We start from the raw sequence: 23,018 nt of genomic DNA on the forward strand, positions 1-23,018 counted from the left end.
CTGCAAGTACTGCTCTCGCAAGAGGGCGTGGAAAGCATGATCTCCGGGCGGGGACGGGTCGGGCACGCTGTTGGGTGTCTGAGGGTACGGCCGGTAACGGCTGCCTTCAGTGCCGACCCCGGTAAAGATCTGCTTCGGCGGGTTGTGACGGGTGGTTGGTCGTTGTTTGAGAACTGCACAGTGGACGCGAGCATCTGTGGCCAAGTTTTTAAGGGCGCACGGTGGATGCCTTGGCACCAGGAACCGATGAAGGACGTGGGAGGCCACGATAGTCCCCGGGGAGTCGTCAACCAGGCTTTGATCCGGGGGTTTCCGAATGGGGAAACCCGGCAGTCGTCATGGGCTGTCACCCACATCTGAACACATAGGGTGTGTGGAGGGAACGCGGGGAAGTGAAACATCTCAGTACCCGCAGGAAGAGAAAACAACCGTGATTCCGGGAGTAGTGGCGAGCGAAACCGGATGAGGCCAAACCGTATACGTGTGAGACCCGGCAGGGGTTGCGTGTGCGGGGTTGTGGGATCTCTCTTTCACGGTCTGCCGGCCGTGAGACGAGTCAGAAACCGTTGATGTAGGCGAAGGACATGCGAAAGGTCCGGCGTAGAGGGTAAGACCCCCGTAGTCGAAACATTAACGGCTCGTTTGAGAGACACCCAAGTAGCACGGGGCCCGAGAAATCCCGTGTGAATCTGGCGGGACCACCCGTTAAGCCTAAATATTCCCTGGTGACCGATAGCGGATAGTACCGTGAGGGAATGGTGAAAAGTACCGCGGGAGCGGAGTGAAATAGTACCTGAAACCGTGTGCCTACAAGCCGTGGGAGCGTCGCTGTATGTGCTTGCACATACAGTCGTGACTGCGTGCCTTTTGAAGAATGAGCCTGCGAGTTTGCGGTGTGTTGCGAGGTTAACCCGTGTGGGGAAGCCGTAGCGAAAGCGAGTCCGAATAGGGCGTTTTAGTAGCGCGCTCAAGACCCGAAGCGGAGTGATCTAGCCATGGGCAGGTTGAAGCGGAGGTAAGACTTCGTGGAGGACCGAACCCACCAGGGTTGAAAACCTGGGGGATGACCTGTGGTTAGGGGTGAAAGGCCAATCAAACTCCGTGATAGCTGGTTCTCCCCGAAATGCATTTAGGTGCAGCGTCGTGTGTTTCTTGCCGGAGGTAGAGCACTGGATAGGCGATGGGCCCTACCGGGTTACTGACCTTAGCCAAACTCCGAATGCCGGTAAGTGAGAGCACGGCAGTGAGACTGTGGGGGATAAGCTCCATGGTCGAGAGGGAAACAGCCCAGAGCATCGACTAAGGCCCCTAAGCGTACGCTAAGTGGGAAAGGATGTGGAGTCGCACAGACAACCAGGAGGTTGGCTTAGAAGCAGCCACCCTTGAAAGAGTGCGTAATAGCTCACTGGTCTAGTGATTCCGCGCCGACAATGTAGCGGGGCTCAAGCGTACCGCCGAAGTCGTGTCATTCCAGCAATAGGGCCAACGCCCGTTGGGATGGGTAGGGGAGCGTCGTGTGCCGGGTGAAGCTGCAGCGGAAGCTAGTGGTGGACGGTTCACGAGTGAGAATGCAGGCATGAGTAGCGATACACACGTGGGAAACGTGTGCGCCGATTGACTAAGGGTTCCTGGGTCAAGCTGATCTGCCCAGGGTAAGTCGGGACCTAAGGCGAGGCCGACAGGCGTAGTCGATGGATAACCGGTTGATATTCCGGTACCCGCTGTGAAGCGTCAAACATTGAACCAGGCGATGCTAAGTCCGTGAAGCCGCCCCGGAGCCTTCGGGCAAGGGGGAGTGGTGGAGCCGGCGGACCAGACCTGCAGTAGGTGAGTGATGGGGTGACGCAGGAAGGTAGTCCATCCCGGGCGGTGGTTGTCCCGGGGTAAGGGTGTAGGACGGTGTGTAGGTAAATCCGCACATCATGAGTCTGAGACCTGATGCCGAGCCGATTGTGGTGAAGTGGATGATCCTATGCTGTCGAGAAAAGCCTCTAGCGAGTTTCATGGCGGCCCGTACCCTAAACCGACTCAGGTGGTCAGGTAGAGAATACCGAGGCGTTCGGGTGAACTATGGTTAAGGAACTCGGCAAAATGCCCCCGTAACTTCGGGAGAAGGGGGGCCATCACCGGTGATTGAATTTACTTCATGAGCTGGGGGTGGCCGCAGAGACCAGCGAGAAGCGACTGTTTACTAAAAACACAGGTCCGTGCGAAGCCGTAAGGCGATGTATACGGACTGACGCCTGCCCGGTGCTGGAACGTTAAGGGGACCGGTTAGTCACTCTTCGGGGTGGCGAAGCTGAGAACTTAAGCGCCAGTAAACGGCGGTGGTAACTATAACCATCCTAAGGTAGCGAAATTCCTTGTCGGGTAAGTTCCGACCTGCACGAATGGCGTAACGACTTCTCGACTGTCTCAACCATAGGCCCGGTGAAATTGCACTACGAGTAAAGATGCTCGTTTCGCGCAGCAGGACGGAAAGACCCCGGGACCTTTACTATAGTTTGATATTGGTGTTCGGTTCGGCTTGTGTAGGATAGCTGGGAGACTTTGAAGCGGGCACGCCAGTGTTTGTGGAGTCGTCGTTGAAATACCAGTCTGGTCGTGCTGGATGTCTAACCTGGGTCCGTGATCCGGATCAGGGACAGTGTCTGATGGGTAGTTTAACTGGGGCGGTTGCCTCCTAAAGAGTAACGGAGGCGCCCAAAGGTTCCCTCAGCCTGGTTGGCAATCAGGTGTTGAGTGTAAGTGCACAAGGGAGCTTGACTGTGAGACCGACGGGTCGAGCAGGGACGAAAGTCGGGACTAGTGATCCGGCGGTGGCTTGTGGAAGCGCCGTCGCTCAACGGATAAAAGGTACCCCGGGGATAACAGGCTGATCTTCCCCAAGAGTCCATATCGACGGGATGGTTTGGCACCTCGATGTCGGCTCGTCGCATCCTGGGGCTGGAGTCGGTCCCAAGGGTTGGGCTGTTCGCCCATTAAAGCGGTACGCGAGCTGGGTTTAGAACGTCGTGAGACAGTTCGGTCCCTATCCGCTGCGCGCGCAGGAACATTGAGAAGGGCTGTCCCTAGTACGAGAGGACCGGGACGGACGAACCTCTGGTGTGCCAGTTGTCCTGCCAAGGGCATGGCTGGTTGGCTACGTTCGGGAGGGATAACCGCTGAAAGCATCTAAGCGGGAAGCCTGCTTCGAGATGAGTGTTCCCACCCACTAGATGGGGTAAGGCTCCCAGTAGACGACTGGGTTGATAGGCCAGATCTGGAAGCCCGGCAACGGGTGGAGGTGACTGGTACTAATAGGCCGAGGGCTTGTCCTCAGTTGCTCGCGTCCACTGTGTTGGTTCTGAAACCACGAACAACCCCACACCCAAGGTCACGGGTGTGGTGCGGTTGATGTGTTTCACCGTGTTTCGGTGGTCATAGCGTGAGGGAAACGCCCGGTTACATTCCGAACCCGGAAGCTAAGCCTCACAGCGCCGATGGTACTGCAGGGGGGACCCTGTGGGAGAGTAGGACACCGCCGAACTCCTTTTGAAGCTCCGGCTCTTGGGCATACCGCCCGAGGGCCGGAGCTTTTTTGCGTTGAGGTAGGGTCAGGGGGCATCGTTGGCTCATTCCCCACAGGAGGCCCCCGGGTGGAGGTCCAGGAGACCCGCGTCCAGACAGACCGGGTCCTCACCATCCCGAACATCCTCAGCATGGCGCGCCTTGTCGGCGTACCTGTCTTTCTCTGGCTGATCCTTCGGCCTGAGTTCGGCGGGCCGAAGAGCGACGGCTGGGCACTCCTGGTGCTGATGCTGAGCGGGATCAGTGACTATCTGGACGGCAAGCTCGCGAGGCGCTGGAACCAGATCAGCAGTCTTGGACGGCTCCTTGATCCTGCAGCCGACCGGCTCTACATTCTCTCGACTTTGGTCGGTCTCACATGGCGCGAGATTCTGCCAATCTGGTTGACCGCTGCACTGTTGGCGCGAGAGATGGTTCTGCTGGTGATGGTGGGCATCCTCAGACGCCATGGGTATCCGCCGCCGCAAGTGAACTTCCTGGGGAAGGCCGCTACGTTCAACCTGATGTATGCCTTCCCGCTACTTCTACTCAGTGACGGGAGTGGATGGATCTCGTCACTCGCTGCTATTTTCGGATGGGCGTTCGCCGGATGGGGTACAACCCTGTACTGGTGGGCAGGAGTCCTCTACGTGGTACAAGTCCGCCGGCTGGTCCGTGCGGACGCCATGGCCGATTGAGCTCGCCGATTGGGCGACTGTAGTGGCTCGATGGCCCGCTTCGGAAAAGTGCGGGACAATCTGGACGGGTGAAGTCGGCTAGACCGTCTCTTCAAGGAGGACGCTTCCGACATGAAGGCCGTCGTGATGGCCGGAGGCGAAGGCACGCGCCTTCGCCCAATGACCTCAAGCATGCCCAAGCCGCTCCTGCCAGTGGCCAATCGGCCGATCATGGAGCATGTGCTGCGGCTGCTCAAAAGGCATGGGCTCAACGAGACAGTCGTTACTGTTCAGTTCCTGGCCTCGCTCGTCAAGAACTACTTCGGTGATGGCGAAGAGCTCGGCATGGAGCTCACCTATGCCAATGAGGAGAAGCCACTCGGTACCGCCGGAAGCGTCAAGAACGCCGAAGAGGCGTTGAAGGACGACACTTTCCTCGTCATCTCCGGTGATGCGCTGACCGACTTCGACCTCACCGAGCTCATCAATTTCCACAAAGAAAAGGGTGCGCTTGTCACTGTCTGCTTGACGAGGGTGCCGAATCCACTGGAATTCGGTATCACCATCGTCGACGAGGAAGGCAAGGTCGAGCGCTTCCTCGAGAAGCCGACCTGGGGCCAGGTCTTCTCCGACACCGTGAACACGGGCATCTACGTCATGGAGCCCGAGGTCTTCGACTATGTCGAGGCCGATGTTTCCGTCGACTGGTCCGGTGACGTCTTCCCGCAGCTGATGAAGGAAGGACGGCTGGTCTACGGGTACATCGCCGAGGGATACTGGGAAGACGTCGGTACGCACGAGAGCTACGTGAAGGCGCAGGCCGACGTCCTTGAAGGCAAGGTCGATGTCGAGCTCGACGGCTTTGAGATCTCGCCCGGTGTGTGGGTCGCGGAGGGCGCCGAGGTACATCCCGATGCCGTGCTCCGTGGGCCCCTCTACATCGGGGACTACGCCAAGGTCGAGGCCGGTGTGGAAATCCGCGAGCACACCGTTGTCGGCTCGAACGTCGTCGTCAAGAGCGGGGCCTTTCTGCACCGGGCCGTGGTGCACGACAACGTGTACATCGGCCAGCACAGTAATCTGCGTGGCTGCGTAGTCGGGAAGAATACCGACATCATGCGCGCGGCGCGGATCGAGGACGGGGCGGTCATCGGCGACGAGTGTCTCGTCGGTGAGGAATCGATCATTCAGGGGAACGTGCGCGTTTACCCGTTCAAGACGATCGAGGCCGGCGCCTTCGTCAACACGTCGGTGATCTGGGAATCCAGGGGGCAGGCACATCTCTTCGGCGCTCGGGGAGTCTCCGGGATCCTCAACGTCGAGATCACGCCCGAGCTGGCGGTGCGGTTGGCCGGTGCCTACGCGACCACATTGAAGAAGGGGTCCACGGTCACCACTGCCCGCGACCACTCCCGTGGTGCCCGCGCGTTGAAGCGGGCGGTCATCTCCGCGTTGCAGACCAGCGCCATCGACGTACGAGACCTGGAAAACGTGCCGCTGCCGGTGGCGCGGCAGCAGACTGCGCGGGGGAGTGCCGGGGGGATCATGATCCGGACGACGCCCGGTGTACCTGATTCCGTCGACATCATGTTCTTCGACGGGCAGGGGGCCGATCTTTCGCAGGCGAGTCAGCGGAAGCTGGACCGGGTGTTCGCCCGCCAGGAGTACAGGCGGGCGTTCCCGGGGGAGATCGGGGATCTGCATTTTCCGGCCAGTGTGTTCGACTCGTACACCGGGTCATTGCTGCGGAATGTCGACACGACCGGGATTGCGGAGTCCGGGCTCAAGGTTGTCGTGGATGCGTCCAACGGCAGTGCGGGCCTTGTGCTGCCCAGTCTGCTGGGGAAGCTCGGGGTCGATTCGCTGACCATCAATCCCGGGCTCGACGAGTCCAGGCCGACGGAGTCCGCGGATACCCGTCGAGCCGGGATGGTGCGGCTCGGAGAGATCGTGGCGTCGGCAGGCGCCGCCTTCGGAGTGCGTTTCGATCCGGTGGGTGAGCGGCTTTCGCTCGTCGACGAGAAGGGGCGGATCATCGAAGATGATCGGGCGCTGCTCGTCATGCTGGACCTGGTGGCCGCGGAACGGCGCAGTGGGCGGGTGGCGCTGCCGGTGACCACTACCCGAATCGCCGAGCAGGTCGCCGCCTATCACGGGACCCAGGTGGAGTGGACGACTACATCGCCCGACGATCTGACCCGGGTCGGGCGCGACGAGACGACCATCTTCGGCGGGGACGGGCGCGGTGGCTTCATCGTGCCGGAGTTCAGCAGTGTGTTCGACGGTTCGGCGGCCTTCGTACGGCTTATCGGGCTGGTCGCGCGGACGCAGCTCACGCTCAGCCAGATCGATGCGCGGATTCCGCGGGCGCACGTGCTGAAGCGGGATCTGGCGACTCCGTGGGCCGTCAAGGGCCTTGTCATGCGGCGGGTCGTCGAGGAAGCCGGAGAGCGGTTCGTCGACACGACCGACGGAGTACGAGTGGTGGAGACCGACGGACGGTGGGTGATGGTTCTGCCCGACCCGGCGGAGGCTGTCACGCATCTGTGGGCAGAGGGGCCTGACGACGCTTCCGCTCAGGCGCTGCTCGACGAGTGGTCTGCCGTCGTGGACGGCGCCGGTCGCTGAACCGAGGTGCACGCGCGCGTGCCGGGCAGGAGTCCCCAATGGGGCCTGTCCGGCACGCGCGTGGGGCCGTTCGGAGGCAGTGGTCGCGACGTGGGACGATGTGCGGCATGCCGCAGCAGCCCCCCGTTCGGAGCATTCCCACGAGCCGTGCGCGCCCGGACGCGTCCATGTCGCTGCTCACCAACGTCATGGACCACAGTCTCGACGAGGGGTACGCCGAGGCTGCCGCCCGTAGGAAGACCGCGGGCGACGGTGGTCTGCCGAGGCCGCTCAGGGCGAAGCTGGGTCTTGCCGCCGGTCTGGTGCTGGCCGCGCTGGTGGTGACCGTGGGGGCGGCTCAGGCGCGAGTGGCGGCGCCAGTGGTCGCCAAGGAGCGCGAGGAGCTGATCGACCGCATCGACCGCGAGACCGAGGCGGCCGACAAGCTGGAGGAGACGGTCGACCAGCTGCGCGACAATGTGAGCGCTCGGCAGCGTGCGGCGCTGAAGTCGGAGGGCGTCGGTGGACAGGCCGACCTGGTGGGCATTCTGTCGGGTGCGACCGAGGTGCACGGACCGGGTGTCAAGCTCGTCGTGGACGACGCGAAGGAAGCCAGCACCGGGGCCGGCGGGGACGCGCGCGAGACCTCCGGGTTCTCAGACACCGGGCGGGTACGCGACCGGGACATGCAGCGGGTCGTCAACGGTCTGTGGCAGTCGGGCGCCGAGGCCATAGCGATCAACGGGCAGCGGTTGACGGCCCTGTCGGCGATCCGGGCCGCGGGAGACGCGATACTGGTCGACAACAAGCCGCTGGTGCCGCCGTACACGGTGCTCGCGGTGGGGGACGGCAAGCGGCTGAGCACCAGGTTCCAGGACAGCGCCGACGGACTGTATCTGCACGCGTTGCAGGAGAACTTCGACATCCGGACCAGCATCTCCGTGGAGAGCGACCTCCGGCTGCCCGCCGCACCGAGCGTGATCGTACGTACAGCACAGCCGAGCACAGAGAAGGGCACATCGTGATCGCGGTACTGGGCCTCGTCGTGGGAGTCGTGGCTGGATTGTTGGTCCGGCCCGAGGTTCCGGCGGTCGTCGAGCCTTACCTTCCCATTGCCGTCGTCGCGGCCCTGGACGCCGTGTTCGGTGGTCTGCGGGCCATGCTCGACGGCATCTTCGACGACAAGGTCTTCGTGGTGTCGTTCCTGTCGAACGTGGTCGTGGCCGCGCTGATCGTCTTCCTCGGCGACAAGCTGGGTGTCGGCGCCCAGTTGTCGACCGGTGTTGTCGTGGTCCTCGGTATCCGTATCTTCTCGAATGCCGCGGCAATCCGCCGGCACGTGTTCCGGGCCTGACGCGGATGACTGACAACGACAAGAACGACGCGGGCGACAAGCAGGCAGAGGCGGGCGAGAACCGGTTGCGTGAGGAACTCCCCGAGGAGGTCTCTGCCACGCCATCGGAAGCCTCGGACGCCCAGACCGTGAAGGTGGCGGCCGGCGAGGAGCCCGAGCCGTCCGTGACCGGCCGTCAGCGGCTGGTCAAGGGGCTGTGGCCGCCGCGGGTGACCCGGGCCCAACTCATCGTCGCGCTGCTGCTGTTCGGGCTCGGATTCGGGCTCGCGGTGCAGGTCGCGTCCACCAGTGACAACGACGGAGCGCTGCGTGGTGCGCGTCAGGAAGATCTCGTGCGCATTCTCGATGAACTGGATGACCGTACGCAGCGTCTTGAGGACGAGAAGCAGGGTCTCGAAGATCAGCGGACCGAGTTGGAGAACAGCTCGGATCAGGCTGAGGAGGCCCGGAAGCAGACGGTCGAGAAGGAGCGGCAACTGGGCATCCTGGCGGGCACGGTGGCCGCGCAGGGGCCCGGGATCACGCTGACCATCGAGGACACGAAGGGAACGGTCGAAGCCGACATGCTCCTCGACGCGATCCAGGAGTTGCGTGCGGCCGGTGCCGAGGCGATCCAGGTGAACGGTGTACGGGTGGTCGCGGGGACCTTTCTGGCCGACGAGGACGGTGGGGGAGTGAGCGTCGACGGGAACAAGATCGACACTCCCTATCGTTTTAAAGTCATCGGCAAGCCGCAGGACCTCGAACCGGCGCTCAACATTCCCGGAGGCGTGGTGCAGACCCTGGAGAAGGAGCAGGCCACCGTTACCGTGGAGCGGGTGGACAAGATCGTCGTGGACGCCTTGCGAGCGGCGAAGCGGCCTGACTACGCTCGGTCGTCCTCCGAGTGAACCGGGGGTGCATGAGGGCTGTCCAGGGAGGGCATGAGGTTGCGGGGGGTCGGCGCACCGAATGGGTGGTGCGTGGTGGAAACTGTCAGGTGGCGGCGGACGTTGTGAGGATGTCCGGGTCGACCGGTAGGTGCAGTCAGGGTTCGTCCTGCCCCACGGGCGGGTCTGTTTCGGTCAAGGGGAATCGCCCGTGAAGTTGTTTGCGAAGTTGTTCGGCAAGAGCGCGCGAGAGGGCAGCGACAACGCGACCGCCCGCCATCGCGCACAGCCTGACGCGGACGGCCAGCGTCCGCTGTTCCGGGACCAGGTCGGAGGTCCGGGTGGTGACGTTCCGGGAGGTCAGGGCGCGCCGTCTGTTGACCCTGCCCAGTCCGGGCGCATAGGTTTCGGGGAACCGTCAACCTCAAGTACTGGTGGAGAGTTTTCCTCCGGTCCGTATGCGTCCAATGCCCCGGCGGGGCAGCCGCGGCAGGAGGATCCGTCGATGTCGGCCCTGGTGTGTACGAGGTGCGGTAACCGCAACGCGGAGAACAGCCGCTTCTGCTCCAACTGCGGCGCGCCGCTGCGGGCCGGGGTCACCCCCGAGCGTCCGTCGGAGACGACGTCCACGATCTCCATCTCCGGAATCGAGGCGTACGACGCTGAGGTCACCGGTCAGACGCAGATGCCGATGCTCTCGCCCGAGGCCCAGGCCGCGGTGGACGCACTGCCGCTCGGTTCGGCGCTCCTGGTGGTGCGCCGCGGCCCGAACTCGGGCAGCCGCTTCCTCCTGGACGGCGAGCTGACCACGGCCGGGCGTCATCCGCAGAGCGACATCTTCCTGGACGACGTGACCGTGTCGCGTCGGCATGTGGAGTTCCGACGGGGCCAGGACGGCATGTTCACGGTCGCCGATGTGGGCAGCCTCAACGGCACGTACGTCAACCGCGAGCGGATCGACGAGGTCGCCCTGTCGAACGGTGACGAGGTGCAGATCGGCAAGTACCGGCTGGTGTTCTACGCGAGCCAGCGGGGCTACTGACCCTCCTCCGGACTGAGTCCGGGGGGACCCCCAGGGAAGGTCCATGCTTCAAACACCGAGCGGCGGTGCCGGGCACGGCATCGCCGCCGCGGACAGTGGGCTGATGAGCATCGGCACAGTGCTGAACGCACTGCGCGACGAGTTTCCTGAAGTCACCATCTCCAAGATCCGTTTCCTGGAGTCGGAAGGGCTCATCGAGCCGCAGCGCACCCCCTCGGGGTACCGCAAGTTCAGCCCGGAGGACGTCGAGCGCCTCGGCCATGTCCTGAGAATGCAGCGGGATCACTATCTGCCGCTGAAGGTGATCAGGGAGTACCTGGACGCCATGGAGCGCGGGGAGGCCGTCCCGCTCCCCACCGTCGGCCGACAGCGGGACGGCGAGCCGGTTCTGGAGCCCGAAGGGCCCACCGCCGTCCGGATCGGCCGTTCCGAGCTGCTCGCCGCCGCAGAGATCGGCGATGAGGAACTCGAGGAGTGGCAGTCGTACGGGCTGGTCGCGCCGCTCCCCGACGGGGCGTACGACGCGGAGACGGTCACTGTCGCCGCGCTCGTTGCCGAGCTGGGACGGTTCGGGATCGAGCCACGGCATCTGCGCGTGATGAAAGCCGCCGCCGAACGTGAGGCCGACCTGGTCGACCAGGTGGTGGCCCCGCTCAAACGCCACCGCAATCCGCAGACCAGGGCCCTCGCGGAGGCCCGCAGCAAGGAACTGTCGGGGCTCACGGTGAAGCTGCACGCGGCCCTGGTGCGTATCGCGCTGGGAGTGCGGCAGCCCTGAGCGGGGAGGGCCGCCGGAGGGCGGATCGGCCACCCGTTCCGTGCCCGACTACCCAAACATCCCGGGCACGGCCTAGGGTTGCTGTGTGAACGAGCTCGATGTCGTAGGTGTCCGGGTCGAAATGCCCTCCAACCAACCGATCGTGCTCCTGCGTGAAGTGGGAGGCGACCGCTACCTTCCCATCTGGATCGGACCGGGTGAGGCGACGGCGATCGCCTTCGCTCAGCAGGGCATGGCCCCCGCACGACCGCTGACCCACGACCTGTTCAAGGACGTGCTGGAGGCCGTCGGCCAGGAACTCACCGAAGTGCGCATCACGGATCTGCGCGAGGGTGTCTTCTACGCGGAGTTGGTGTTCGCCAGTGGAGTCGAGGTGAGCGCCCGCCCGTCCGACGCCATAGCGCTGGCGCTGCGCACCGGGACGCCGATCTACGGCAGTGACGGAGTCCTTGACGACGCCGGGATCGCGATCCCGGATGAGCAGGAGGACGAGGTGGAGAAGTTCCGCGAGTTCCTCGACCAGATCTCCCCCGAGGACTTCGGGACCAACAGTCAGTGAGTTCCGACAGCGCCGGCTGTCGAGGCTCGGGCCGCCCCACGGACCCAGTGGTCCGTGGGGTCTGTCTTTTGGCCGAGGACGTCACGAATGATGGCAATTGCCAGCGGCGTGTGAGAGCGTCGTGCGGCCCTCGCGGAGCGCATTCGGCTAGCCTTTCCCCGCGGTGGGGTACGGGAAACCACTCCTAGGGTGATTATCACTCGGCGTGCCGAGTGTGGCGATCGTTGACGCACCCCTGGTGACTGCCTACCGTCGAGAAGGCAGGTCAAGGACGGAGGTCGGCGTGAGAAGCAGCGGCGACGGTACGGCTGGGGGTGCCCCCGGACGCGGTCTGGGGGAGAGCGGCCCGTACCCGCTTCACGGCAGCGCGGCCGATCACGTTTCGCGGCGGCCGACGGCTGTAGCAGGCAGCGGAGGGGCGACATCCATGGCGTCCGAGGAGATCGGCTACCGCGGCCCCACGGCGTGCGCGGCGGCCGGCATCACTTACCGGCAGCTGGACTACTGGGCGCGGACCGGTCTGGTCGAGCCGAGTGTGCGGCCCGCCCACGGATCGGGGACCCAGCGTCTCTACAGCTTCCGGGACGTTGTGGTCCTGAAAATCGTCAAGCGCTTTCTGGACACCGGGGTCTCGCTGCAGAACATCCGTACGGCGGTCCAGCATCTCCGGGCGTGCGAGTTCCACGATCTGGAGCGTCTGACGCTGATGAGCGACGGAGCGACCGTCTATGAGTGCACGTCTCCCGACGAGGTGCACGCGCTGCTCCAGGGCGGGCAGGGCATCTTCGGTATCGCCGTCGGAGTGGTGTGGCGGGATGTGGAAAGCGCTCTCTCGCAGCTGCACGGGGAACGCGTCGACACCGGCGAGACGCTTGTCGGGCACAACCCCACGGACGAACTGGCGCGGCGGCGCAACCGGGCGGTCTGAGCGGCGCCCCCGTGTTCCGGGGGCATTGTCAGTGGCGTAGGGCAGCATCGGTGATGTGAGAAACACGCCCACGATCCTGCATCTCGACATGGATGCCTTCTTCGCCTCGGCGGAGCAGGCATCCAAGCCGAGTCTGCGCGGGAAAGCCGTTGTCGTGGGCGGGCTCGGGCCGCGCGGGGTGGTGGCCACCGCGTCGTACGAGGCCCGGGTCTTCGGGGTGCACTCCGCGATGCCGATGGCCCAGGCCCGCAGGCTCGCGCCGAACGCCGCGTATCTCGTGCCCCGGGGTGCTTTCTACCGGTCGATCAGCGAGCAGGTCATGAGGCTCCTGCACGCGCTGTCGCCGCTGGTGGAGCCGCTGAGCCTGGACGAGGCGTTCGTCGATCTGGAGGCCGGTCAGGCGGCCTGGGACGAGGACTCGGCGCGGCTGGCCGGGATCAAGCTGCGCGCGGACATACGGGCTGTCACGGGGCTCACGGGGTCGGTGGGGCTGGCCGCCTGCAAGATGCTTGCGAAGATCGCCTCGGAGCAGGCCAAGCCGGACGGGCTGGTGGTGATCGAACCCGGGACCGAGCGGGCGCTGCTCGGGCCGATGCCGGTGCGGACCCTGCCCGGGGTCGGCCCGGCGACCGGGGACCATCTGCGGCGGGCCGGGATCAGTACGGTCGATGACCTGGCCGAGGCGGGAGAGGACGAGCTCGTACGGCTGCTGGGGAAGGCCCACGGGCACGGGCTGTACGCGATGGCGCTGGCGCACGACGAGCGGCCCGTGGTGGCGGAGCGGGAGACCAAGTCCGTGTCGGTCGAGGACACGTACGACGTGGACATCCATGACCGGGGCCGGGTGGGGACCGAGGTGCAGCGGCTGGCGGACCGGTGTGTGCGGCGGCTGCGCGGTGCCGGGCTGTCCGGGCGGACCATCGTCCTCAAGGTGCGGAGGTACGACTTCTCCACTCTGACGCGGTCCGAGACGCTCCGGGGGCCCACGGACGACCCCGGGGTGGTGCGGGAGGCGGCGGCCCGTCTCCTGGAGGCGGTTGACACGACGGGTGGTGTGCGGCTGCTCGGGGTGGGGGTCAGCGGTCTCGCCGACTTCACGCAGGAGGATCTGTTCGCGCAGGCCGCCGGGGAGTCGGCGGCGCTTGAGCCGGCGGAGGCGGCCGAGCACGAGGGTGGTGAGCGGCAGGAGGAGCAGCCCGTCGAGCGGCACTGGACCACCGGGCACGACGTACGGCATGCCGACTTCGGGCACGGGTGGGTGCAGGGGAGCGGGCTGGGGCGGGTGACCGTCCGGTTCGAGACGCCGCAGTCGGAGCAGCCGGGGCGGGTGCGGACGTTCCGGACCGAGGATCCCGCGCTGGAGCCGGCGGACCCGCTGCCGTTGGTGGCCGTTGCGTCGCGAAGACCTGAGGGTCCGGATGAGGAGTTGTCGGATCAGGCGTCGTCCGTGCCCGCCAGCCTGCCGAAGTCGTGGTCCGGGAACGGGGGAGGGGGAGCCACGTCGAGGCCGTAGTGGTGGTAGAGCTGGAGTTCCTGCTCCGGGGAGAGGTGGCGGCCCACGCCGAAGTCGGGAGCGTCCTTGATCAGGGCCCGCTCGAAGGGGATGCGCAGTGTGCCGTCGATCAGCTCGCTGGGTTCCAAGGGCACGAAGGCGTCCCTGCTGAACAGCCCTGTCCGTATGGCCGCCCACTCCGGCACTCCCGTCGCGTCGTCGAGGTAGATCTCGTCGATCGTGCCGATCTTTGTGCCGTTGCGGTCGAAGGCCTTGCGGCCGATCAGGTTGCGCGGATCGATGTCGGTCTGCACGGCGCCTCCGTATGATCGCAACTCATCCGTAAGCACTACAAAAGAGTACATCTGGGAAGGCGGCCACTCGAAGGTCTGTGCGTGGACCCGCTGATAGGCTGGCCCACGGCTGCTGACCCTGTGCGGGAGAGTCCTCCGGAACCTCGGAGGCGCCGAAGGAGCAAATCCTCCCCGGAATCTCTCAGGCCCCTGTACCGCACGGACGAGGTCACTCTGGAAAGAAGAGCGGGTGTCGACGGCTTCCGCTCTCACCGACGGTGAAAACCGGGACGTCAGCGTGTTGGCGGCCCGGTGAAGCTCTCAGGTTGAGATGACAGAGGGGGAGGCCGTTCGGGCACCCGCGCCGTGGTGCCCCTCGAAGGTCGCGACGACCAGGAGGCCTCCGCAATGACCGTCCACCGCACTCCGCTCGCCGTACTCGAACAGGGCACGCCCTTCGAGCGGCGTCATATCGGGCCCGACCACGAGGACCGGGCCAAGATGCTCGCGCAGGTCGGATACGGCTCGCTCGACGAGCTGACCGCCGCCGCGGTCCCGGATGTGATCAGGAACGCCGACGCGCTCGACCTGCCGGGCGCCCGCACCGAGGCCGAGGTGCTGGCCGAGCTGCGGTCGCTGGCCGACCGGAACCAGGTGCTGGGTTCCATGATCGGGCTCGGGTACTACGGGACCTTCACCCCGCCCGTCATCCTGCGGAACGTGATGGAGAACCCCGCCTGGTACACCGCGTACACGCCGTACCAGCCGGAGATCTCGCAGGGGCGCCTCGAAGCGCTGCTGAACTTCCAGACCATGGTCGCCGACCTCACCGGGCTGCCCACCTCCGGTGCCTCGCTGCTCGACGAGGGCACGGCGGCCGCCGAGGCGATGGCGCTGTCCCGGCGTATGGGCAAGAACAAGAAGGGGCTCTTCCTCGTCGACGCGGACGCCCTGCCGCAGACCATCGCCGTGATCGAGACGAGGGCCGAGCCGACCGGCGTCGAGGTTGTCGTCGCCGACCTGAGCGCGGGCATTCCGGACGACGTCGCAGGGCGTGAGATCAACGGTGTGCTCCTTCAGTACCCGGGCGCCTCCGGTGCCGTCCGGGACCTGAAGCCCGTCGTCGAGCAGGCGCACGCGCTTGGTGCCGTGGTCACCGTCGCCGCTGATCTGCTGGCCCTGACGCTGCTCACCTCGCCCGGTGAGCTCGGTGCGGACATCGCGGTCGGGACGACCCAGCGGTTCGGTGTGCCGATGGGCTTCGGCGGGCCGCACGCCGGATACATGGCCGTGCGTGAGCAGTTCGCGCGCAGCCTGCCGGGCCGGCTCGTGGGTGTCTCCGTGGACGCGGACGGGAACAAGGCCTACCGGCTCGCCCTGCAGACGCGCGAGCAGCACATCCGCCGCGAGAAGGCGACCAGCAACATCTGTACGGCCCAGGTCCTGCTGGCCGTGATGGCCGGCATGTACGCCGTCCACCACGGGCCCGAGGGGTTGCGTACCATCGCCCGGCGCACCCACCGGTACGCCACTATCCTCGCCGCGGGGCTGACGGCGGGGGGCGTCGAGGTCGTCCACGGGGCCTACTTCGACACGCTCACCGCGCGGGTGACCGGGAAGGCCGGCGAGATCGCGGCCGCCGCGCGCGAGCACGGGGTCAATGTGCACCTCGTCGACGCCGATCGGCTGTCCGTCTCCTGCGACGAGACCACCACACGCGCCCAACTGGGCGCCGTCTGGACGGCGTTCGGGATCGACGGTGACATCGAGGCGCTTGACGCCGACACCGAGGACACGCTGCCGGAGGCGCTGCTGCGCACCGACGAGATCCTCACCCACCCCGTCTTCCACCAGTACCACTCCGAGACCTCGATGCTGCGCTATCTGCGCCGGCTCGCCGACCGTGACTACGCGCTCGACCGCGGCATGATCCCGCTGGGCTCCTGCACCATGAAGCTCAACGCGACCACTGAGATGGAGCCGGTCACCTGGCCCGAGTTCGGCCAGCTGCACCCCTTCGCGCCCGCCGAGCAGGCTCAGGGCTATCTGACGCTCATCCGGGAGCTGGAGGAGCAGCTCGCCGAGGTCACCGGGTACGACAAGGTGTCGCTCCAGCCGAACGCCGGTTCGCAGGGCGAGCTGGCCGGGCTGCTGGCCGTACGCGGGTACCACCGGGCCAACGGTGACGAGCAGCGGACCGTCTGTCTGATTCCGTCGTCCGCGCACGGGACCAACGCGGCCAGTGCTGTCATGGCCGGCATGAAGGTCGTCGTCGTGAAGACCGCCGGGGACGGTGAGATCGACGTCGAGGATCTGCGGGCGAAGATCGAGCAGTACCGGGACGAGCTGTCGGTGCTGATGATCACGTACCCGTCCACGCACGGCGTGTTCGAGGAGCATGTCGCCGACATCTGTGCCCAGGTGCACGAGGCCGGAGGGCAGGTGTACGTCGACGGGGCCAACCTCAACGCGCTGGTGGGGCTGGCCAAGCCGGGGCACTTCGGTGGGGACGTCTCGCATCTGAATCTGCACAAGACGTTCTGCATCCCGCACGGGGGCGGCGGCCCGGGGGTGGGCCCGGTGGGGGTGCGGGAGCACCTCGCGCCGTATCTGCCCAACCACCCCCTGCAGCCCGCGGCGGGGCCCGAGACCGGTGTGGGGCCGATCTCGGCGGCGCCCTGGGGTTCGGCGGGCATTCTGCCGATCTCGTGGGCGTACGTCCGGCTGATGGGCGGCGAGGGGCTCAAGCGGGCCACGCAGGTGGCCGTGCTGAGCGCCAACTACATCGCCAAGCGGCTGGAGCCGCACTACCCGGTGCTCTACACCGGGCCTGGCGGGCTGGTCGCGCACGAGTGCATCATCGATCTGCGGCCGATCAGCAAGGCGACGGGAGTGAGCGTCGACGACATCGCGAAGCGGCTGATCGACTACGGCTTCCACGCGCCGACGATGTCGTTCCCGGTGGCCGGGACGCTGATGATCGAGCCGACCGAGTCCGAGGACCTGGGCGAACTGGACCGGTTCTGCGAGGCGATGATCGCCATTCGCGGCGAGGTCGAGAAGGTCGGCGCGGGCGACTGGCCGGCCGACGACAACCCGCTGCGGAACGCGCCGCACACTGCCGCCACGCTCGGCGGGGAGTGGACGCACGCCTACACGCGCGAGGAGGCGGTCTTCCCGGCCGGGGTCTCGGCGGCCGACAAGTACTGGCCGCCGGTGCGCCGGATCGACCAGGCCTTCGGTGACCGGAACCTGGTCTGTTCCTGTCCGCCGCTGGACGCTTACCAGGAGTAATCACCCTCGGACATGCGTCGGGGCCGGTTCGCAGCAGGTTTCTGCGGGCCGGCCCCTCTTCGTCTGTTCAGCTGTTCGGGCAGTCGCTCCTGACGTCGGGAGGCTGCCCTCGTCCGTGTGCGCGGCCGTCAGGCGGCCGTCATCACCGCCGGGCGGTGCGGGGCGATGATCTGGCCGTCGGGCAGGAGCTCACCGGTGTCCTCGAAAAGGAGGACGCCGTTGCACAGCAGGCTCCATCCCTGTTCCGGGTGGTGCGCCATGAGGCGGGCGGACTCCCGGTCGGTGGAGTGAGCTGTCGGGCACGGTGGCTGGTGCTGGCACATTGGTGGGATCTTTCGCTCTGTCGTGGAGTGTGAGATGGCTGTGGTGTCTGTCCTGCGGCTCGAAGCACTGTTCATGGCCGCCCCCCGTTGTGTAAATCGGTTCGAACCCAGTGTTGCCCCACGGGCGTCAAACCGCAGGGATTTAGCCGCACCGCTTCTCACAGGTTTAAGACGCATCACCCGGGCGGCCGGTTCAGCCCAACTGGGCTGTCCCTTTGGGTGGTTCTTGGTGGCCGGATAGGGCTAGTCCGGACAGGTCGCAACCCCTTAATGGCTCGTACGAGCGTAATGCCGCGCGAAAGAGCAATGTGCCCCGTCGCCGGGAATTCGGCGACGGGGCACATGGGAAATACGGAGAGTGTCGTGCCGTGTGCTGTCAGGCGGGGGAACTGAGCAGCGGGGCCGGAGTCACCCGATGGGTCAGGACCGGGAGCAGCTCGGCGACCCGGTGCGGACGGTGGGCGGCGATGCCGGGCGGGGCCGGCGCCAGCGGGACGAGGAGGTCGGTCTCGGCGGGGTGGCCCTCGGCGCCGTCGGCGGTGATGTCGCCGTGCAGCCAGAGCGTGAGCATGTACAGCTCGGGGACGGACAGCAGACGTGCCTGGTAGGGCTGTTTCATCGTTTCGGCCTGACGCAGGGCGCGCTCGGTGGAGGCGATGTAGGGCCCTTCGAAGAAGTGCGAGAAGGCCCAGCCGTCGGGGGTCAGCATGGTCTCGGCCGCGGCCACCGCGCGGTCCCCGCAGCGGATCAGGAAGCGCCACCCGGTCAGCCGGCTGGCGGAAGCCCCCTCGGGGGTGATCCGGTCCAGGACGTGCACGGGCAGCGGAAATTCGGGAGTGGTGGGCCCCTGGGCGGCACGGAGGGACGGGGTGCGTGCCTCGCGGACGGCGGTGGGGGAACTGAGTGCGGTGAGGACGGTGCGCAGTGCGGGGGCGGGTGCCGGGGGGACATGCAGCGGCATGGTGGAACGCCTCTCGTTCGACAGGCACGGTGGCGTGAGGGCGGGGGCGGACGGCGCTGTCAGCTCTCGAAGTCTCTCGGGTCAAAGAGGCGGGGGCCGGGCCGGGTGAGGCGACGGGGGTGCGGCCTGCCGTACGTCACCTGGACGGCAGGACCCAGGGCCTGGACGCCCGACTCTCTGCCTTGTTCGCGGAGTTTATACGACACGTGTTCTCGCTGTGTTTCGTCTAACTGTTTTTCGCGTGAAGGGCAAGAGTCTCTTCGGTCGGCGTTGCGTGGTGTTTCTACCCGATTCCCGGCCCGTCGTGCGGCGATGACCTCGGTATACGCGCCGGAGGCGGTCGGCCAATTGTCGTCGGCGTTTTTCACGAGTTCGAGATTGCGCGAAACTGTCGGGGGCACCCGGACGGGACCGTCTGCCGCGCCATGCCGGACGAATGTGCCGCCGGTCACTTCGACCAGCGTAGCGGGTGACGGGAACGCGCGGGGCGTTATCGATCGCGTCGGGTGGGCATCATCCCACGTGACCCGGGACATCAGCGGCCGATCTTCGGCCTGCCCATTCGAGGAGGGACGCTTCCGATGGGGGAGAAGGTCGTGGCGGCGCCGTTCGACCTGTCCGATCGCCAGCGCTACCGCAGCAAGCTCCGGCAGTGTCTGACGGGGCTGGAGCGGCTGCTGGCCGAGAAGCGGTTCGACGGCCCGAAGAATCTGCTGGGTCTGGAGATCGAGCTGAATCTCGTCGGGCCCGACGGCATGCCGAAAATGATGAATGGGCAAGTACTCGAAAGGATCGCGAGCCGAGATTTCCAAACAGAACTCGCCATGTTCAATCTGGAAGTCAACATTGCCCCCCATCGCCTTGGTGGCCGCGTATTCGACCGGCTCGCCGAAGAGCTCCGTACATCCCTGGCATATGCCCACCGAAAGGCGAACGAGGTCGACGCGGGAATCATGATGATCGGCATTCTGCCGACGCTCGACCGTGACGACCTGGTTTCCTCCAACCTTTCCGACGTCGACCGCTACACACTGCTCAACGACCAGATCGTGGCGGCCCGTGGCGAGGACTTCGCGCTCGACATCGACGGGGTGGAGCGCCTCTCGTGCACGTCGAAGTCCATCGCTCCGGAGGCGGCCTGCACCTCGGTGCAGCTGCATCTCCAGGTCACTCCTGCTCGGTTCGCCGACGTGTGGAACGCGGCGCAGGCGATCGCCGCCGCGCAGGTCGCGATCGGCGCCAACTCGCCTTTCCTGTTCGGCCGTGAGCTGTGGCGCGAGTCGCGGCCCCCGCTGTTCACGCAGTCCACGGACACGCGCCCGCCGGAGCTCCAGGCGCAGGGTGTACGGCCGCGTACCTGGTTCGGGGAGCGGTGGATCTCGTCGGCGTACGACCTCTTCGAGGAGAACCTGCGTTACTACCCGGCGCTGCTGCCGATCTGCGACGACGAGGACCCGCTGAGCGTCCTCGATGACGGAGGTGTGCCGAAGCTCGGCGAGCTCGTGCTGCACAACGGCACCGTGTACCGCTGGAACCGCCCGGTCTACGGCATCGCGGACGGCGTTCCGCATCTTCGGGTCGAGAACCGGGTACTGCCCGCAGGGCCCACCGTCACGGACGTGATCGCCAACGCGGCCTTCTACTACGGGGTCGTCCGGGCGCTCGCCGACGAGTCGCGGCCCGTGTGGACCCGGCTGCCCTTCGAGGCCGCCGCCGCCAACTTCGACTCCGCCTGCCGGTACGGCATCGACGCGCGGCTCCAGTGGCCCCGGCGCGGTCGGTTCGGCGGCACGGCGGAGGTAGACGCGGCGCAACTCGTACGGGACGAACTGCTGCCGCTCGCCGAGGCCGGCCTGGACGCCTGGGGGGTCGAGCCCGCCGACCGGGACCTGTACCTCGGGGTGATCGAGGAACGGTGTCGGCGACGGGCCAACGGAGCGTCCTGGCAGGCGGCCACCTTCCACCGGGCGCTGGAGAAGGGGCTGTCCCGGGAGGCCGCGCTGGCCGCGACCACACGGCGCTACAGCGAGCTGATGCACCTCGGGGAGCCGGTGCACACCTGGCCGGTGGGGCTGCCGGAACCGGTGCCTCTGGGGTGATCGCCCAGGGGTGCGGCGGCGTCCCAGGTCCCGGTGCCCGCCGCTGCGATCGACTGGAGGATCACGGAGTGGATCCGGGACGGGGTCCTTGACCTCGTAGTCCGAGCCCTCCACCCGCCCCGGCGACATGCGCGGCCTCGTGCGCATGTCGCCGGGGCGGGCTGCTGAGCGCAGCCGACGGCCGGTCGTGTCGGGTGCCATGGCCCTTGCGGTCGGCGAGGTGCTCGGTCTCCTCGTCGCGGGCCCGGTCTGCCGCGGGTCGCAGGGTGGGAGCCACGACCGAGCGACGACGGGGGCGATGCGCGGGGGTCGCCGGTGTCCGCCTCAGGTTGATCGGGCAAGCTGTGACGTCCCATGACGGTGGTGTCCCTTCCTGGTGAACAGAACACGTGGCGCGGAACAGTCGTATGAGCTGCATCGGCCGCTTGGACCGTAAGGCAGGGAAAGGGGAGGCACGCCGAAGGCGGCGGGATGACACAACTGGAGGCAGGAGTGCAGGTGGAGGCGGGCGCGGTGGCTGGTTCTTTTCCCGAGGAGCCGTCGCGACGGACTCTCCGGGACGAGACGCTGTTGGTTCTGGGGCTTTCGCTCGGCGCGAGTGGTGTCTCCGCCCTGATCAGCTTTGTCGGATCGGTCACGAAACCGGGAGGCCTCAAGGATCAGGCGGCCACCCTCAACGCCTCGGCGGCGCCGGGCCGCCCATGGCTGGATCTCGCCTGGCAGCTCTTCGGCATCACGACGGCGCTGGTGCCGGTGGCGCTGGTCGCGCACTTCCTGCTGCGCGAGGGGGAGGGGCTGCGGACGCTGGGCTTCGACCGGACTCGGCCGTGGCCCGATCTCGGTCGCGGGGCCGCGATCGCGGCGGTGATCGGCAGCAGCGGAATCGCCTTCTATCTGGCGGCCCGTGGCCTCGGTTTCAACCTGACGGTAGTGCCGGAGGCGCTGCCCGAGGTGTGGTGGAAGTACCCGGTGCTGATCCTCTCGGCGGTGCAGAACGCCGTACTGGAGGAAGTGATCGTCGTCGCGTATCTGCTGCGCCGGCTGAACCAGTTGGGGTGGACCCCGGGGACGGCGCTGGTGGCCAGCTCCGTGCTGCGCGGGTCGTACCACCTGTACCAGGGCATCGGCGGGTTCATCGGCAACATGGTGATGGGGGTGGTGTTCGTGTACCTCTACCGGCGTTGGGGGCGGGTGGGTCCCCTGGTCGTGGCACATTCACTGCTCGACATCGGAGCGTTCGTGGGGTACGCGCTGCTGGCGGGGAAGGTGGGATGGCTGCCCACCGCGTGAGCGGTCTGAACGGCTCGGGTGGCTTGGGCGGAAGGGCTCCGGGGCGTACGAGGGTTTCGTACGCCCCTTACGTATGTCCTTAGGCGCCCTCAGGCGAGCAGTTCGCCGTCGATGGTCGTGACCGCTCGGCCGGTCAGCAGGGTGCGGTCGCCGCGGAGTTCTGTGCGGACCAGGCCGGTGCGGGCGGAGGCCTGGAGGCCGGTGAGGTCGGCGCGGCCGAGGCGCTCGGACCAGTAGGGGGCGAGGGCCGTGTGGGCGCTGCCGGTGACCGGGTCCTCGTCGATGCCGATCCGTGGGAAGAAGCAGCGCGAGACGAAGTCGTATCCCGCGTCGGGGTTGTCGGCGCGGGCGGTGGCGATGACACCGCGTTCCGAATGGCCGGCGAGGGCCTTGAGGTCGGGGGTGAGACCCATGACCGTCTTCTCGTCGGCGACCTCGATCAGCAGGTCGCCGACGCTCGGGCCGGTGTCGAAGGTCGCGAGCGGCTCGGCGCCCAGGGCCTCCGCGACCCCGGCGGGAGGCTCGACGCGGATGAGGGGGGCGGTGGGGAAGTCGAGGGTGATCGAGCCGTCCTCGTGGGGTGTCGCGCTGAGGACACCGCTGAGAGTGGCGAATCGTACGGGTCCTGTGTGGGTGCCCGTGGTGTGCAGGACGTGGGCCGTGGCGAGCGTGGCGTGACCGCACATCGCGACCTCGGTGGCCGGGGTGAACCAGCGCAGCGCCCAGTCGGCGTCGCCGCCCTCGGGCAGGCGGTGGGCGAACGCCGTCTCGGCGTGGTTGACCTCCAGGGCGATCCGCTGGAGCCGGGTGTCGTCCGGGAAGGCGTCGAGGAGCATGACGCCGGCCGGGTTGCCGGCGAACGGGCGGTCGGTGAAGGCGTCGACGATTCGAATGCGCATGGAA

17 protein-coding genes, 2 rRNA genes and 1 riboswitch are annotated in these 23,018 nt (G+C 66.5%); of the genes, 15 read left to right on the plus strand and 4 right to left on the minus strand.

All coding sequences use genetic code 11. From position 1 onward, the window contains the following. Positions 1 to 198: 198 nt before the first annotated feature. From OG734_RS41040 to OG734_RS41095, 12 genes are all read left to right on the plus strand, one after another. A 23S ribosomal RNA gene (locus OG734_RS41040) occupies positions 199 to 3,320 on the plus strand. Positions 3,321 to 3,412: 92 nt separating this feature from the next. Next, positions 3,413 to 3,529: ribosomal RNA gene (gene rrf / locus OG734_RS41045) — 5S ribosomal RNA — on the plus strand. 109 nt (positions 3,530 to 3,638) lie between these two features. Next, the gene (locus OG734_RS41050) at positions 3,639 to 4,247 is read left to right on the plus strand and encodes a CDP-alcohol phosphatidyltransferase family protein (RefSeq protein ID WP_330292459.1); all 609 of its coding nucleotides are present in this window, start codon (positions 3,639 to 3,641) and stop codon (positions 4,245 to 4,247) included. A gap of 111 nt (positions 4,248 to 4,358) precedes the next feature. Next, on the plus strand, positions 4,359 to 6,854 hold the full coding sequence (locus OG734_RS41055; protein ID WP_330292460.1) for a mannose-1-phosphate guanyltransferase: 2,496 nt from the start codon (positions 4,359 to 4,361) through the stop codon (positions 6,852 to 6,854). Between the two features lie 167 nt (positions 6,855 to 7,021). Further along, positions 7,022 to 7,858, plus strand: coding sequence for a DUF881 domain-containing protein (locus tag OG734_RS41060; RefSeq protein ID WP_330293975.1), 837 nt, complete (start codon positions 7,022 to 7,024; stop codon positions 7,856 to 7,858). Continuing rightward, complete coding sequence (locus tag OG734_RS41065; RefSeq protein WP_003988855.1) at positions 7,855 to 8,187, plus strand: small basic family protein; 333 nt, start codon at positions 7,855 to 7,857, stop codon at positions 8,185 to 8,187. The genes OG734_RS41060 and OG734_RS41065 overlap by 4 nt, the downstream gene beginning before the upstream one ends. A gap of 5 nt (positions 8,188 to 8,192) precedes the next feature. After that, a complete protein-coding gene (locus tag OG734_RS41070) occupies positions 8,193 to 9,077 on the plus strand; it encodes a DUF881 domain-containing protein (protein WP_330292461.1) in 885 nt (294 codons plus the stop codon). Between the two features lie 130 nt (positions 9,078 to 9,207). Beyond that, complete coding sequence (locus tag OG734_RS48165; protein ID WP_443065009.1) at positions 9,208 to 10,098, plus strand: FHA domain-containing protein; 891 nt, start codon at positions 9,208 to 9,210, stop codon at positions 10,096 to 10,098. Positions 10,099 to 10,141: 43 nt separating this feature from the next. Continuing rightward, positions 10,142 to 10,876, plus strand: coding sequence for a transcriptional regulator FtsR (gene ftsR / locus OG734_RS41080; RefSeq protein ID WP_330292463.1), 735 nt, complete (start codon positions 10,142 to 10,144; stop codon positions 10,874 to 10,876). An 85-nt stretch (positions 10,877 to 10,961) separates the two neighbouring features. After that, positions 10,962 to 11,435, plus strand: coding sequence for a bifunctional nuclease family protein (locus OG734_RS41085; RefSeq protein WP_006123076.1), 474 nt, complete (start codon positions 10,962 to 10,964; stop codon positions 11,433 to 11,435). A gap of 283 nt (positions 11,436 to 11,718) precedes the next feature. Then, entirely contained in the window at positions 11,719 to 12,363 is a 645-nt protein-coding gene (locus OG734_RS41090; protein WP_330292464.1) for a MerR family transcriptional regulator, read from the plus strand. Between the two features lie 55 nt (positions 12,364 to 12,418). Beyond that, the gene (locus tag OG734_RS41095) at positions 12,419 to 13,876 is read left to right on the plus strand and encodes a DNA polymerase IV (RefSeq protein ID WP_330292465.1); all 1,458 of its coding nucleotides are present in this window, start codon (positions 12,419 to 12,421) and stop codon (positions 13,874 to 13,876) included. On the opposite strand, the gene OG734_RS41100 is transcribed toward OG734_RS41095, so the two are convergent. Continuing rightward, positions 13,798 to 14,169: a PRC-barrel domain-containing protein gene (locus OG734_RS41100; protein WP_006376812.1), complete on the minus strand. Its 372-nt coding sequence runs from the start codon at positions 14,167 to 14,169 to the stop codon at positions 13,798 to 13,800. The genes OG734_RS41095 and OG734_RS41100 overlap by 79 nt on opposite strands. A gap of 113 nt (positions 14,170 to 14,282) precedes the next feature. Continuing rightward, a riboswitch (glycine riboswitch) is annotated at positions 14,283 to 14,376 on the plus strand. Between the two features lie 180 nt (positions 14,377 to 14,556). Here OG734_RS41100 and gcvP point away from each other — a divergent pair. After that, the gene (gene gcvP, locus OG734_RS41105) at positions 14,557 to 17,442 is read left to right on the plus strand and encodes an aminomethyl-transferring glycine dehydrogenase (RefSeq protein WP_330292466.1); all 2,886 of its coding nucleotides are present in this window, start codon (positions 14,557 to 14,559) and stop codon (positions 17,440 to 17,442) included. A gap of 128 nt (positions 17,443 to 17,570) precedes the next feature. Here gcvP and OG734_RS41110 read toward each other — a convergent pair whose 3' ends face one another. Beyond that, complete coding sequence (locus tag OG734_RS41110) at positions 17,571 to 17,765, minus strand: DUF5999 family protein (RefSeq protein WP_164418048.1); 195 nt, start codon at positions 17,763 to 17,765, stop codon at positions 17,571 to 17,573. A gap of 376 nt (positions 17,766 to 18,141) precedes the next feature. Further along, positions 18,142 to 18,726 (minus strand): hypothetical protein, encoded by a 585-nt coding sequence (locus OG734_RS41115; RefSeq protein WP_330292467.1) that lies wholly within the window; start codon positions 18,724 to 18,726, stop codon positions 18,142 to 18,144. A gap of 581 nt (positions 18,727 to 19,307) precedes the next feature. On the opposite strand from OG734_RS41115, the gene OG734_RS41120 reads away from it, so the two are divergent. Both OG734_RS41120 and OG734_RS41125 read left to right on the plus strand, forming a co-directional pair. After that, positions 19,308 to 20,825, plus strand: a complete 1,518-nt coding sequence (locus tag OG734_RS41120) for a glutamate--cysteine ligase (protein ID WP_330292468.1) — start codon at positions 19,308 to 19,310, stop codon at positions 20,823 to 20,825. Between the two features lie 492 nt (positions 20,826 to 21,317). Then, complete coding sequence (locus OG734_RS41125) at positions 21,318 to 22,115, plus strand: CPBP family intramembrane glutamic endopeptidase (protein ID WP_330293976.1); 798 nt, start codon at positions 21,318 to 21,320, stop codon at positions 22,113 to 22,115. Positions 22,116 to 22,204: 89 nt separating this feature from the next. On the opposite strand, the gene OG734_RS41130 is transcribed toward OG734_RS41125, so the two are convergent. Beyond that, the gene (locus OG734_RS41130) at positions 22,205 to 23,014 is read right to left on the minus strand and encodes a PhzF family phenazine biosynthesis protein (protein WP_330292469.1); all 810 of its coding nucleotides are present in this window, start codon (positions 23,012 to 23,014) and stop codon (positions 22,205 to 22,207) included. Between the last annotated feature and the right edge of the window lie 4 nt (positions 23,015 to 23,018).

Source organism: Streptomyces sp. NBC_00576, from assembly GCF_036345175.1.
Lineage (GTDB): Bacteria > Actinomycetota > Actinomycetes > Streptomycetales > Streptomycetaceae > Streptomyces.